The 12,157-nt window shown below is 67.9% G+C and carries 14 protein-coding genes; 7 read left to right on the top strand and 7 right to left on the bottom strand.

Annotated features, from left to right (window positions below; all coding sequences use genetic code 11):
• The first annotated feature begins 32 nt into the window (after positions 1–32).
• From AB0M24_RS06720 to AB0M24_RS06710, 3 genes are read left to right on the top strand one after another with little or no spacing between them, the layout of a single operon-like run.
• Complete coding sequence (locus AB0M24_RS06720) at positions 33–764, top strand: putative protein N(5)-glutamine methyltransferase (protein WP_363761918.1); 732 nt, start codon at positions 33–35, stop codon at positions 762–764.
• Between the two features lie 19 nt (positions 765–783).
• Entirely contained in the window at positions 784–1,128 is a 345-nt protein-coding gene (locus AB0M24_RS06715; protein WP_363761916.1) for a nuclear transport factor 2 family protein, read from the top strand.
• Between the two features lie 9 nt (positions 1,129–1,137).
• Positions 1,138–1,401, top strand: a complete 264-nt coding sequence (locus tag AB0M24_RS06710; RefSeq protein ID WP_363761914.1) for a DUF4865 family protein — start codon at positions 1,138–1,140, stop codon at positions 1,399–1,401.
• A 243-nt stretch (positions 1,402–1,644) separates the two neighbouring features.
• On the opposite strand, the gene AB0M24_RS06705 is transcribed toward AB0M24_RS06710, so the two are convergent.
• On the bottom strand, positions 1,645–3,621 hold the full coding sequence (locus AB0M24_RS06705) for an intein-containing Rv2578c family radical SAM protein (protein WP_363761912.1): 1,977 nt from the start codon (positions 3,619–3,621) through the stop codon (positions 1,645–1,647).
• Positions 3,622–3,666: 45 nt separating this feature from the next.
• On the opposite strand from AB0M24_RS06705, the gene pnuC reads away from it, so the two are divergent.
• Together pnuC and AB0M24_RS06695 are read left to right on the top strand one after the other, a co-directional pair.
• Complete coding sequence (pnuC, locus tag AB0M24_RS06700) at positions 3,667–4,227, top strand: nicotinamide riboside transporter PnuC (RefSeq protein ID WP_363761910.1); 561 nt, start codon at positions 3,667–3,669, stop codon at positions 4,225–4,227.
• The gene (locus AB0M24_RS06695) at positions 4,224–5,252 is read left to right on the top strand and encodes an AAA family ATPase (protein ID WP_363761908.1); all 1,029 of its coding nucleotides are present in this window, start codon (positions 4,224–4,226) and stop codon (positions 5,250–5,252) included. The genes pnuC and AB0M24_RS06695 overlap by 4 nt, the downstream gene beginning before the upstream one ends.
• 4 nt (positions 5,253–5,256) lie before the next feature.
• Here the strand turns inward: AB0M24_RS06695 and AB0M24_RS06690 are convergent, their stop codons facing one another.
• Complete coding sequence (locus tag AB0M24_RS06690) at positions 5,257–5,733, bottom strand: hypothetical protein (RefSeq protein ID WP_363761906.1); 477 nt, start codon at positions 5,731–5,733, stop codon at positions 5,257–5,259.
• Between the two features lie 170 nt (positions 5,734–5,903).
• On the opposite strand from AB0M24_RS06690, the gene AB0M24_RS06685 reads away from it, so the two are divergent.
• On the top strand, positions 5,904–7,283 hold the full coding sequence (locus AB0M24_RS06685) for a YibE/F family protein (protein ID WP_363761904.1): 1,380 nt from the start codon (positions 5,904–5,906) through the stop codon (positions 7,281–7,283).
• On the opposite strand, the gene AB0M24_RS06680 is transcribed toward AB0M24_RS06685, so the two are convergent.
• Complete coding sequence (locus AB0M24_RS06680; protein WP_363761902.1) at positions 7,204–7,557, bottom strand: DUF1304 domain-containing protein; 354 nt, start codon at positions 7,555–7,557, stop codon at positions 7,204–7,206. The two genes, AB0M24_RS06685 and AB0M24_RS06680, sit on opposite strands and share 80 nt — an antisense overlap.
• Positions 7,558–7,602: 45 nt before the next feature.
• Here AB0M24_RS06680 and AB0M24_RS06675 point away from each other — a divergent pair, with 45 nt between their 5' ends.
• Positions 7,603–8,439: a fused MFS/spermidine synthase gene (locus tag AB0M24_RS06675; RefSeq protein ID WP_363761900.1), complete on the top strand. Its 837-nt coding sequence runs from the start codon at positions 7,603–7,605 to the stop codon at positions 8,437–8,439.
• On the opposite strand, the gene AB0M24_RS06670 is transcribed toward AB0M24_RS06675, so the two are convergent.
• Genes AB0M24_RS06670 through AB0M24_RS06655 form a run of 4 tightly spaced genes read right to left on the bottom strand, consistent with a single transcriptional unit; the run spans position 8,378 to position 12,057 of the window.
• Positions 8,378–9,454 carry a hypothetical protein gene (locus tag AB0M24_RS06670; RefSeq protein WP_363761898.1) on the bottom strand — a complete coding sequence of 359 codons (1,077 nt, stop codon included), beginning with the start codon at positions 9,452–9,454 and terminating at the stop codon, positions 8,378–8,380. The two genes, AB0M24_RS06675 and AB0M24_RS06670, sit on opposite strands and share 62 nt — an antisense overlap.
• A 4-nt stretch (positions 9,455–9,458) precedes the next feature.
• On the bottom strand, positions 9,459–10,112 hold the full coding sequence (locus AB0M24_RS06665; RefSeq protein ID WP_363761896.1) for a hypothetical protein: 654 nt from the start codon (positions 10,110–10,112) through the stop codon (positions 9,459–9,461).
• Positions 10,109–11,365: a histidine--tRNA ligase gene (gene hisS, locus AB0M24_RS06660; protein ID WP_363761894.1), complete on the bottom strand. Its 1,257-nt coding sequence runs from the start codon at positions 11,363–11,365 to the stop codon at positions 10,109–10,111. The genes AB0M24_RS06665 and hisS overlap by 4 nt, the downstream gene beginning before the upstream one ends.
• A complete protein-coding gene (locus tag AB0M24_RS06655; protein ID WP_363761892.1) occupies positions 11,362–12,057 on the bottom strand; it encodes an MBL fold metallo-hydrolase in 696 nt (231 codons plus the stop codon). The genes hisS and AB0M24_RS06655 overlap by 4 nt, the downstream gene beginning before the upstream one ends.
• Positions 12,058–12,157 lie beyond the last annotated feature (100 nt).

Here is a 12,157-nt window from a genome sequence, read left to right as displayed (position 1 = left end):
CTTGTAAATGCGCCGGGTACCGTCCGGACGCGATGAGCACTGTTGATCGCCTCAGGGCCGCGGGCTGCGTGTTCGCCGAGGACGAGGCCGCACTCCTGCACGAGGCCGCGACCTCCCCCGACCACCTCGAAGAGATGGTCACCCAGCGAACGCGAGGGCTGCCGCTCGAACACGTCGTCGGGTGGGCCGAGTTCTGCGGGCAGCGGATCACGATCACCAAAGGCGTGTTCGTGCCACGTCACCGCACCGAACTGCTGGTCGACCTCGCCACGGAGCTGAATCCGAAGACGGTCGTCGACATGTGCTGCGGATCAGGCGCAGTAGGCGCAGTCCTCCAACACAGGCTGCCGAACGCCGTTGTCTACGCCGCCGACGTCGACCCGGTGGCCGTGGCGTGCGCGCGTAAGAACCTCACGAACGTGTACGAGGGCGACCTGTTCGACGCACTCCCCACGCACCTGCGGCACACCATCGACATCGTGGTCGCCAACGTGCCGTACGTGCCCACCGACGACATCCAGTTCATGCCGACCGAAGCCCGCGACTACGAGGCCAGGGTTGCCCTCGACGGCGGCACGGACGGCCTCGAAGTCATGCGACGCGTGGCCGAGCAGGCGGCGACGTGGCTCAAGCCCGGCGGCCACCTGATGAGCGAGACGAGCGAGCGCCAGGCACCCTCAGCGCTGGCGGCTTTCACCGCTGCCGGCCTCCAAGCACACCTCGTGACCAGCGAAGACACGACAGCAGTGGTCGGCAGGGCCTAAGTTCCGTACAATGTACGGTATGTCGTACGAAGAGGTCATGCAGTGGTTCGCGCGCTGGGACGAGCTGGCGGTCCAGGGCGACGTCGAGAAGATGGCCGACATGGCGCTGTTCCCGATCAACACGGTCACCGACGGCTCGGCGACGTCGTGGGACCGCGAGCGGTTCCTGACCGAAATGGGGCAACAGCTCGGCGGTGACGTGCAGATGGAGTCCACCAGGACGCCGCACTTCATCAACGACAACCTGGTGTTCGTGATCACCGACGGAACGATCAACGGGATGACAGTGCGCTACGGCGACCTGCTCACCAAGGTCGACGGCGAGTGGAAGTTCCAGACGATGGTGCAGGGCGGCTGGGCGTAGAAATGAAGCATGATCGCAATGCAGTACGAGATCGCGTTGCCGGCGGACTACGACATGGAGATCATCCGTGAACGGGTCCGCACCCGCGGCCACGCGCTGGACGACTTCGCGGGCCTGGGGTTCAAGGCGTACCTGATCCGGGACACGCAGTACGCGCCGTTCTACGTCTGGAACACCGCGAAAGGCATGGCCGACTTCCTGTACCGCGGCGGCGGTTTCCAGCACATCCTGGCGAGCTTCGGCAGGCCGACGGTCCGGGGCGACTGGGCCTGAGCATCTTCGAGCATGCGAGGTGTCGCGAGTTCGCGCTGGTCGTCCGGTTGCCTCTTCGTCGTGATTCGGCGAAGCCCAATCAGGGCGAAGCGGCGAGCGGATGGCCAGCTTCCAGGCGAACTCGCCGCGTGAGCGGAGCGAGCGCCACGAACACAGTCGTGCGCTTCGAACTCTGGGAGGAACACCCCGGGGAAGAGGGTGTCTACGAAGTCCTCCACTTCAGCGAGCCGGAGCTCGGAAACATCACAGCAGGGTGAGCTGTTCCTGGTCCACGCGAGGAGCCGGCACACCCACCGGCAGCGATCCGTCCGGCCACACGCCGTCGTCGTCGCCGGGAACTCCGGTGACGGCGTCGGTCGACCGCCCGCGCGGCGCCAGGCCGTGCTTCTCGATCAGCGGAACCACGCGCGCCCGCAACCGTTCGCGGTACCGCTTGTCCACATAGGACCCGTTGCCGTACAGATAACGGTACGTCTCCACGAGATCCGGGTGCTCGCGCTTCAACCAGGCCGCGAACCACTCCCGAGCACCAGGACGCAGGTGCAACGGCAGCACCGTCACGCCGGTGGCGCCCGCGGCCGCGATCTGCTCCAGCAGGAAGTCCAGCTGCTCAACGGAATCCGTCAGCTCCGGCAGCACCGGCGCGATGAACACCCCGCACGGCAACCCGGCCTCGCGCACCTTCCGCACCAGCTCCAGCCGAGCAGCCGGAGTCGGCGTGCCGGGTTCCAAGGACTTGTGCAGATCCCGATCCATCAACGCCAGCGACACCCCGATACCCACCGGCACGACCTGAGCCGCAGCAGTCAACAGCGGCAGATCGCGCGCCAGCACCGTGCCCTTCGTCAAGATCGAGAAAGGGGTGCGAGAGGCGGTCAGCGCTTCGATGATCCCTGGCATCAAGGCGTACCGCCCCTCCGCCCGCTGGTACGGGTCGGTGTTGGTGCCCAGCGCGACGTGATCCTGCTTCCACTTGGGAGCACGAAGCTGACGCGACAGCACCTCCCCCGCGTTGACCTTGACGATCAGCTGGGTGTCGAAGTCGTGCCCGGTGTCCAGATCCAGGTACGAATGCGTCTTGCGAGCGAAGCAGTTGTGCGACACCACGCCGTTCGCGATGAAGTCCGACGTGCCGGTCGTGATGTCGTACAGCGCCATTTCGCCAAGCGGCTCAACGGAAACCACGCCGAGCGGCTGCTGCGACTTGATCGCCACGCCGTCGATGTCGCGCTTGCGGGTGATCGCCGGGTCGACGGTGTGGAAGAACCGCAGGTTCTCCCGCAGCCCGCCGCGCAGCCGCACGACCCGCACGCCACGACGGCGCTTGAGCTCCTCGATCGCGAAGTCGAAGTGGAAGTGCTTCAACGCCAGGCAGATCGCTTCCACCACCGTCGCGTTGCGCGTCGACATCCGCAGGATGCTGCGCGAGCAGGTCCCCAGGTAGTCGAACGCACCGGCCAGGAATCCCTTGAGCCAGTCGGGGTTCGGGGCTATCTGCCAGTGCGCGAGCTCGCGCACTTGGTGCAGAAATCCCCTCCCCTCTCGCACACCGAAGTAGTCGAGATACTCCTGTGTGCGGTCCATGGCCTCTATGTCGGCCAAGGGAATCCGGAACTCGTTCTCGTCGTCGACCATCCCGCGCAGGTAGCCGCGCCGGTAGTCGTCGGTCACGTCGGGCTGCTCGACGAAAGCCCCCGTGCCCATCAGCTTGTTGCCCGTCGTGAGGTGCGGACGCCGGCCCGTCCCGGCCGTTTCGCCCGTCACGTGCTTCCAGCCGCGGTCGGTCAGGAAGCGGTGGTCGCCGGACGCGACCACGGAGGTGCCGTCCGACAACGTCAGCCGGTACGCGGACTTGCGCGTCTCCCAGTGGGCCAGCACCGTGGTCAGCTTGTAGCGGCGATAGTTGCCGACCAGTTCGGTGCCGTAGACCTCGTCGCCGACCCGCAGTTCGGACAACGGTTTGGTGCGCCCGTTGCCCATCAGGATCGGGGTGTCACCGTCCATGCAGTACGTGCAGGCGTGTGAGCAGCCCCGATACGGGTTCACCGTCCAGGAGAAGGGCAGCGACGACCCCGGAACTCCGTTGAGCACGGATTTGGCGCGGACCTCGTGGAACACCACGTCCGCGAACTCAGGAGTTCGTACGCTGCGCACCAGTCCCGGTAGCCCCGGTAGTGCCTGCTGCGGCTCTGCCTCGAGTTTCTGTCCGTCCCATCGCACACCATCGATTCGAACACATGTTCGAACATCGGTCAAGGAGAGCGCGTGTCACCCGTTGAGGTAGCAGGCTTCATCACCGGCGCACTGTGCGTGTGGCTCGTCGCCCGTCAGAACCACTGGAACTGGCCCATCGGCATCGCCAACAACGTCGCGTTCCTCGTGCTGTTCTGGACCAGCGGCCTCTACGCGGACTCCGGGCTCCAGGTCGTCTACATCGCGTTGGCGCTCTACGGCTGGTGGGCGTGGCTGCGCGGCGGTGACCAGCACAGCACGCTGCCGGTGACTCGCACGACGACTCAGCAGTGGATCTGGCTCGCGGTCGCCGGCGTGCTCGGAACCGCTCTGCTGCACTGGATTCTCGTCAGCTTCACCGAGTCGACCGTGCCGTTCTGGGACTCGATCACGACCGTGCTGTCGTTGCTCGCCACGTGGGGACAGGCGCGCAAGAAGGTCGAGTGCTGGTGGCTGTGGATCGCCGCGGACGTGATCTACGTGCCGCTCTACGCCTACAAGGACCTCTATCTGACAGCAGTGTTGTACGTGGGGTTCATGGTGCTGTGCGTGATCGGGCTGCGTTCGTGGACGCGGGACGTGGTACGCGTATGACGTTCGAACACGCGCTGGTGCTCGGCAAGTTCTACCCACCCCACAACGGGCATCACCACCTGATCGAGACGGCGGCGGCGAACAGCGAGCGCACGACGGTCACCGTGCTCGGGGCGTCGTCCGAACTGATCCCGCTCGAACACCGCGTGCGCTGGCTGACCGAGACCCACCGCGACACCCCCGGCGTGCGGATCATCGGCGACCTCGACGACCACCCGATGGACTTCGACTCCGACGAGATCTGGAGCCTGCACGTCGCACTCACGCGAGCGGTGCTGGCCCGGCGCGCGATCGCGGACGGCGATCCGTCCCAGGCACCTGTCGACGTCGTGTTCTCCAGCGAGAAGTACGGCGACGAGCTTGCCCGTCGGCTCGGCGCGCAGCACGTGCTCGTCGACCTCGATCGCCTCGCGCACCCCGTCTCCGGCACCGCCGTCAGGACTGATCCCGTCGCGAATTGGCACCACCTCGCGCCGGCGACCCAGCGCGGACTCGGCTGGAAGGTCGTGGTCGTCGGCGCGGAGAGCACCGGCACGACGACGCTGTCGAGGCAGCTCGCGGACCACTTCGGAGCGCCGTGGATCCCCGAGTACGGCCGCGAGCACACCGAGCTCAAGCTGCAGTCAGCTCGAGCATTCGACGCGAAGGCCACCGTGGACAGTCTGGTGTGGACGTTGGGCGACTTCGAAGACGTTGCGCACGAACAGGAACGCCGCATAGCGCACGAAACCGCTCCACTGGTCATAGCGGACAACGACGCGTTCGCCGCGACCGTGTGGGGAGAGCGCTACCTCGGTTTCCGTCCGGAGATCTTCACCGGCAGCGAACCTGACCTCTACCTGCTCACCGATCACGTCGGCGTTCCGTTCGAACAGGACGGCTGGCGCGACGGCGAACACCTGCGCGAGTGGATGACGGGCCTGTTCGAACGCGAGCTGACGCGGCGTGGCGTCCCGTGGCTGAAGCTGACCGAGAACAGGTTGGCGACGGCTGCCACGGCCATCGCCAACCTCATGAGGACGTGATCGCTCAGACCGCGAAGAACGTCCGCGACACGCTGGAGATCGAGGTGCTCACGCCGTTGGTCGTGTCCGTGAGCACGATGTTCGTGTACGTCACGCTCGCCAGCACGAGTCGCTGACCACCTGGGCAGCTGAAACCTCCGGCCGAGGGAGCACCGGTGGTCAGGCTCGCCCGCACGCGACCGTTCCTAGGCTCGAACGAGCCGGTGGCCGACACTTCGGAGTTGACCGTTTCCTTGTTGGCGGCCTGCGGGTGGTTGCCGCCGCCGTTGATGCACGCGAAGACCGCCGAGGCGTCGGCTGTCAGCGTGTAGTCGATGTTCTCGTTCCCGAGACCTCTCTCGTCGAACGAGACGGTCAGCGCACCGGAGCCGGTGACGCTGCCGGCGGCCGAGTGGAACTTCGGTGCGTCCGCCCCCGCGGGCACTGTCGCCATGAACAGCGCGGTGACGACAGCCACCAAAACGATGACCAGTTTGCGCATGTGAGTCTTCTTTCCGGAACCCCCTTGGGTTTGGCGCGCGCCCAAGCGGATGGTACGACCCTCGACGAACCACCTGGGATAGGTCGTTCGCCCTGTTCACGCCGCGAAGTCCAATGACGACAGAGCGGCCATCACGGCCGTCGAACACCTCATGAGGCAGGATGTCGCGCGTGGGTCACGGTCACGGGCATAGCCATGCACTGAAGGACGAGGAACCCGCGTCGGAGCGCGTGCGCACGTTGCTGATGTGGCTCCTGGTGCCGTTGGCGCTCGCTACTCTCGTCGGCGCGGCGCTGCTCTACCCGTTCGGGCACGAGCAGAAGACCGGCGCCGCGATCGGGCTGCACCAGAAGCCGGTCAGCGCGGTGGTCACGGGCGTGGCCGAGAACTGCGGCGAGAAGTGCATCGCGGTGACCGTGCGGATGACCGACGGCGACGCGAACGGTCAGAGCATCACGATCCCGAGCCCGCACGGCCCTGGCGCGCCGCACTTCCAGCTCGGCGACGAGGTCGTGCTGTCCTATTCGGGCAGCCAGCCTCAAGCGGCCGAGTCGTACCAGATCGTGGACTTCCAGCGAGGCTGGTCGCTCGTCATCCTGGCGGTGCTGTTCGCGGCGGCCGTGCTCCTGCTGGGACGGTGGCAGGGCCTCGCGGCGATCGGCGCGTTGCTGCTGAGCTTCGTGGTGCTGGTGCTGTTCGTGATGCCGTCGATCCTGGCCGGCAAGAGCCCGCTGCTGGTGGCGGTGGTCGGCGCCGGGCTGATCATGTTCGTGGTGCTCTACCTGACGCACGGGATCAGTGCGAGAACGTCGACAGCCGTGCTCGGAACGCTGGTCAGCCTCGCGCTGATCGGCGTGCTGGGCGCGTCGTTCAGCGCGTTCGCGTCGCTGACAGGGCTCGACGAGGACACGATCAACCTCGTCACCGTGCTCGGCACCGACATCGACACGCGCGGACTCCTGCTCGCGGGCACGTTGATCGGCGCGCTGGGCGTGCTCGACGACGTCACCGTGACGCAGACCAGCGCGGTGTGGGAGCTGCGGCGCGCCAACGACAAGCTGACGTGGCGCGAGCTGTTCGCGGCGGGCTCGCGGATCGGGCGCGACCACATGTCGTCCGTGGTCAACACGCTCGTGATGGCCTACGCGGGTGCCGCGCTGCCGTTGCTGCTGGCGATCTCGCTGGCGGGCCGGTCGATGGGCGAGATCCTCACCGCGCAGCAGATCGCTCAGGAGATCGTGCGCACGCTGGTCGGCAGCATCGGCCTCGTCGCGGCTGTACCGGTGACGACGGCTCTGGCCGCACTCGTCGCGGTACGCCAAGAGGTCGCCCCGGCAGTTCCGGATGTGCCCGCGGTGCCCGAGAAACCTGCCCGAAAGCCTGCGGCCAAGCGGCGGAACCGGATCGAGGGCGACCTCTTCATCGGCTACGACCCCGACAGGGGGCCGTGGGAACGACCTGCCGAAGGCGCTACCGGGCGAGCAGCACGAAGAGCAGCGCCAGCACGCCAGGCACCACCTGCACGAAGAAGATCTTCCGGCTCGCCGTGAACGTGCCGTAGATGCCCGCGACGATCACGAACACCGTGAACAGCACGGACGCGCCGAAGTCCTGGCGGATCAGCGCGTAGATCAGGCCGGCGGCCAGGAAACCGTTGTAGAGGCCCTGGTTCGCGGCGAGCGCCTTGGACTCCTGGGCGAACTCCGCCGTGATGCCGAACGCCTTCTGGCCGCGCGGTGTCGTCCAGAGGAACATCTCCAGCACCACGATGTAGATGTGGATCAACGCCACCAAGGCGATCAGGATGTTCGCGATAACCTGCACTTAGGTCCTCCTCTGGGCCGAGACACGCGATGAGACAATAGAGCAGTGGGAAGACAACGGCCCGACACCGAGGCGATCACCGAGTCGATCGACTCCGGCACGGCCGAACTGGTGCCCGACCTGGGCGGCAGGAACTCGTGGACGTTGCGCGTCAACGGAACCCCACAGTCGCATGTGGACCTGGACGACCCGACCTATCTGGAGTTCGAGTACGTCCGCCGCCTCGGCCACCTGATCGACCTCGTCGCGCCTTCCCGCGTGCTGCACCTGGGTGGTGGCGCTCTCACGCTAGCGCGCTACGTGGCCGCGACAGTGCCTCGGGCGTCTCAACAGGTCGCCGAGATCGACGCGGGTCTCATCGCGTTCGTGCGCCGCGAACTGCCGCCGCCCAAGGGCGTGCGCATCACGACGGGCGACGCGCGCGCTGTGCTCGTGAAAGCGCGCCCGGCGTCGTTCGACCTGATCGTCACGGACTGCTTCGCGGGCGCCCGCACCCCCGCGCACCTGACGTCGGTCGAGTTCGTGCGCCAGGCGTCGGCGGCGCTGGTCGAGGACGGCGTCTACGCGGCGAACATCGGCGACGGCAACGGCCTGCACTTCGCACGGGCCCAGTGCGCGACCGTGCGCGCGGTGTTCGAACACGTCTGCGTGCTCGCCGAGCCCGGCGTCTTCCGCGGCCGCCGATTCGGCAACTTCGTGATCTTCGCGTCGCACACCGGGCTGCCGATGCAGCAGCTGATGCGCGCCACGGCGGGCGACCCGTTCCCCGGCCGCGTCGAGCACGGCACGGGGCTGACGAAGTTCATCGGTGGCGCACCGGTCACGACCGACGAGACAGCGACCCTCTCCCCCGCACCGCCTTCCGGCCTCTGGGGAACCTGATCTTCTCGACGGCCACCGGCACCAGGCCCAGTGCGAAACCCGCCAGCAGACCGGACAGGAACAGCAGCCTCTGCCCGGCGGCCTCGGCGTTGATGTTGACGTAGTTCCCGGTGACCCGGATCGCGCCGGAGGTCGTCCACCAGGTCGCGGTGTCGAAGAGGTCGCTGCGCACGCCTTCGCCAGGAGCCGGGAACAGCAGGTCGCTCTTCCACTCGGCGCGTTCCATCGCCAGCAGGACCGTCGTCTCCTCCTCCAGCGGCTGCTCGGGCCGATCACAGCCCGCACCGGGCTGCCTGATCCCCTCTTTGAGGTTCCGCACGAACGTGCTGAGGTTGGCGCACTGAGCGAAGGGGTGGAACAGAGGGGTGCGCAACACGGCTCGTGCGTTGTCACGTACCGCGAACGGCCACTGCGGCCGAAGAAGTACCTCGAGGTCCATGCTCCACCGCGAGGTCTCGCCGTTCTCGTGCACGAACGGCGGCTTGGGCGTCACGTGCAGGACGACGTAGTCGGCGAAGGGACCGTCGACCGCGACCTGGGCCCCGTCCGCGTCCCAGCTGAACGCGCGCACCGCGGTGTCGTCCGGCACCCGCGCCCCGCCCTCCAGCGCCAGGACCAGGTCGAACGGGACGGGCTCGTACTCCACGAACTGCAGGGACAGGTGGATGGTGCCGGGGTCGAGCCCCAGCATCGGGTCCGGTTCGCCGAACGTCCGCACGGGCGTGTCCGAACCGTAGTGCTCCACCTTGCCCAGCGAAACGCGCTGCCGGAAGACGACCCCGGGCGGCGCGAGGACGCCCACGGACGACCCGACGGGGTTGGGGAAGAGCTCGTCCTCCCACTTGGGCAGCCGCGGCGTGCCCGGGATCCCGTTCAGGTACAGCTGATAGGCCGCCCCGAGCGCGCCGACCAGCAGGAGGACCAGCAGCACCGCCGCAGGACGCGGCAGCGCCACCGTGCGCCGAGCAGGCCGGGGTGGCCGGAGGCGCAGCCGCGCGCCGCTGCGGAACGGCACCAGCTCAGTCCAGCGAGGTCACGAACTTCGAGACGGCGTCCGGATGGAGCTTCTGCGCCATCCGCCCCGCCGGCGCCAGCGACCCCAGCCGGTACAACGGACGGTCGGCCGCGGCCAGCCCTCGTGCCTCGGCCCGCAGCTGGGCCACGAGCAGCTCCGAGAACACCAGCCCCGGCGTGTCGCCCCTGGCCGCCAGCGAGTCGGCGAGCCTGCGCAGCTGGTAGATGCCCATCTCCCGGCCGCCGACGCCCGAGTACATCGACAACGCGATGTTGATCGCCTTCTTGCCGCCGCGCACGAACAGCCCGACGGTCCGCGCGTTGCGCAGGTCCGTGACCAGCAGGTCCAGGGTGTCGGCGGTGGCCAGGTCGACCGTGCGGGTCCCGAAGGCGCGCACGTTGACGCGCGTGCCCTCCAGCCACACCGTGCGGCGGGCCTCGGACATCGCCAGCAGCACGACGGGCACGGCGACGATCAGCGCGGCGATGACACCCGGCCACCGCCCGCCGATCAGGCCCACGATCGCGCCGAACGCGAGGGCGACCATGATCCCGCCGATCGCGACCATGCGCGCACGCTTGCGCACGGTCGCCTTGTCCAGCAGATCGAGTGAGAGCTTGTCGTTCTTGTCGCCCGTGCTCTTGTCGTCCTGGCTCACAGCGCCTTCCGCACCGCCTCGACCACGTCGGTCAGCGCCACGGTGACCTGCTCGCCCGTGGCCAGGGTCTTGATGCCGATCTGCCCGGCTTCCAGGTCGCGCTCGCCGAGCACCAGCGCGAACTTCGCACCGGACCGGTCCGCGACCTTGAAGCCCGCCTTCATCGACTTACCGCCGTAGACGAGGTCCGTGCGCACGCCGGCCGCCCGCAGCTCACCGGCGATCGCGACCAGACGAGCCCGTGCGGCCTCGCCCAGCGGCACGCCGATGACGTCCACGCGCGAGAACTCCGGCAGCACGCCCTCGGCCTGCGCCGCGAGCAGAGCGCGGTCGACGCCGAGGCCGAAGCCCACGCCGGACAGCTCCTGGCCGCCGAGCTGCGCCATCAGGCCGTCGTACCGGCCACCGCCGCCGATGCCCGACTGCGCGCCCAGGCCGTCGTGCACGAACTCGAACGTCGTCTTCGTGTAGTAGTCGAGGCCGCGGACCATGCGCGGGTTCTCGACGAACTTCACGCCCAGCTCGGTCAGGTAGCCCTTGACCTGCTCGTAGTGCTCACGGCACGCGTCGCACAGGTGGTCCACCATCAGCGGCGCCTCGGCGACGAGCGCACGCACCTCGGGCCGCTTGTCGTCGAGCACGCGCAGCGGGTTCAGCTCGGCGCGCTGGCGGGTCGCCTCGTCCAGCGGCAGCTCGGCCAGGAACGCCTGCAGCAACGAGCGGTACGCGGGGCGGCAGTTCGCGTCACCCAGCGAGGTGAGCTCCAGGCGGTACCCGGTCAGGCCCAGCGCGCGGAACCCGGCGTCGCCGACCGCGATGACCTCGGCGTCGAGCGCCGGGTCGTCCACGCCGATCGCCTCGATGCCGACCTGGTGGAACTGCCGGTACCGGCCTGCCTGCGGAGCCTCGGCGCGGAAGAACTGGCCCGCGTAGAAGAGCTTCACCGGCAGCTGGCCGCGGTCGAGGCTGTGCTCGATCACGGCCCGCATCACGCCCGCGGTGCCCTCGGGACGCAGCGTGATGGACCGCTCGCCGCGATCTTGGAAGGTGTACATCTCCTTCGACACGACGTCGGTCGACTCGCCGACACCGCGTGCGAACAGCGCCGTGTCCTCGAAGACCGGCAGCTCGATGTAGCCGTAACCCGCGAGCTCGGCGGCACGGGTCAGCGTCGACCGAACGTGCACGAAAGCGGCGGACGTCGGCGGGATGTAGTCGGGAACGCCTTTGGGTGCGGAAAACACGTCTCTCAAAGTCCTCGGTGAGGGGCGGCCGGAGCATCCTGCAGCTGAAGCAGGTACGGGTTCGTCGCACGCTCGCGGCCAATGGTCGTCGTCGGGCCGTGGCCGGGCAGCACCACCGTGTCGTCGGGCAAGGTCAGGACCTTGTCCTGCAGAGACGACAACATGCGCGAGTGGTCACCGCCAGGCAGGTCGGTGCGTCCGATGGAACCGGCGAAGAGCGTGTCACCCGAGATCACCAGGCGACCCCCTTCCTGCACGCCGGAGCGGAACATCACCGACCCGCCGGTATGGCCCGGCGTGTGGTCGACGGCGATCTTCAGCCCGGCGAGGTCGAGCTCCACCCCGTCGGTCAGCGAGCGGACCTCCGACGGTTCCCGCATTTCGAGATTGCCGCCGAAGAACGCGGCCGACTCGCGGCTGATGCCCTTCAGCGGGTCGGCGAGCATCTCGACGTCGTCCGGGTGGATGTAGGCGGGGATGTCGTTGCCGTCGCAGACCGGGGTGACGGAGAACGTGTGGTCGAAGTGCCCGTGCGTGAGCAGGACGGCGACCGGCGCGAGGCGGTGCTTGGCCAAGGCCTGCTCGATCGGCTCGACCGCGTCCTGACCGGGATCGATGATCACGCAGGGCTCGCCCTCACCGGCCGCCAGGACGAAGCAGTTCGCCTGGAGCGCACCAGTGGGGAACCCGATCACGAGCACGAAAATGACCTCCTCTGCTAACGACAGCCTAACCACCACACAAAGCTCATATGCCCAGGCCCTAGACTCCCGAGCCGACCGCCCTATTCGCATGAGTCCC

It is taken from the genome of Lentzea sp. NPDC051838 (assembly GCF_040681245.1).
Lineage (GTDB): Bacteria > Actinomycetota > Actinomycetes > Mycobacteriales > Pseudonocardiaceae > Lentzea.
Note: the sequence above shows the minus strand (reverse complement) of the source record. Positions and strands in the feature narration are given on the sequence as shown.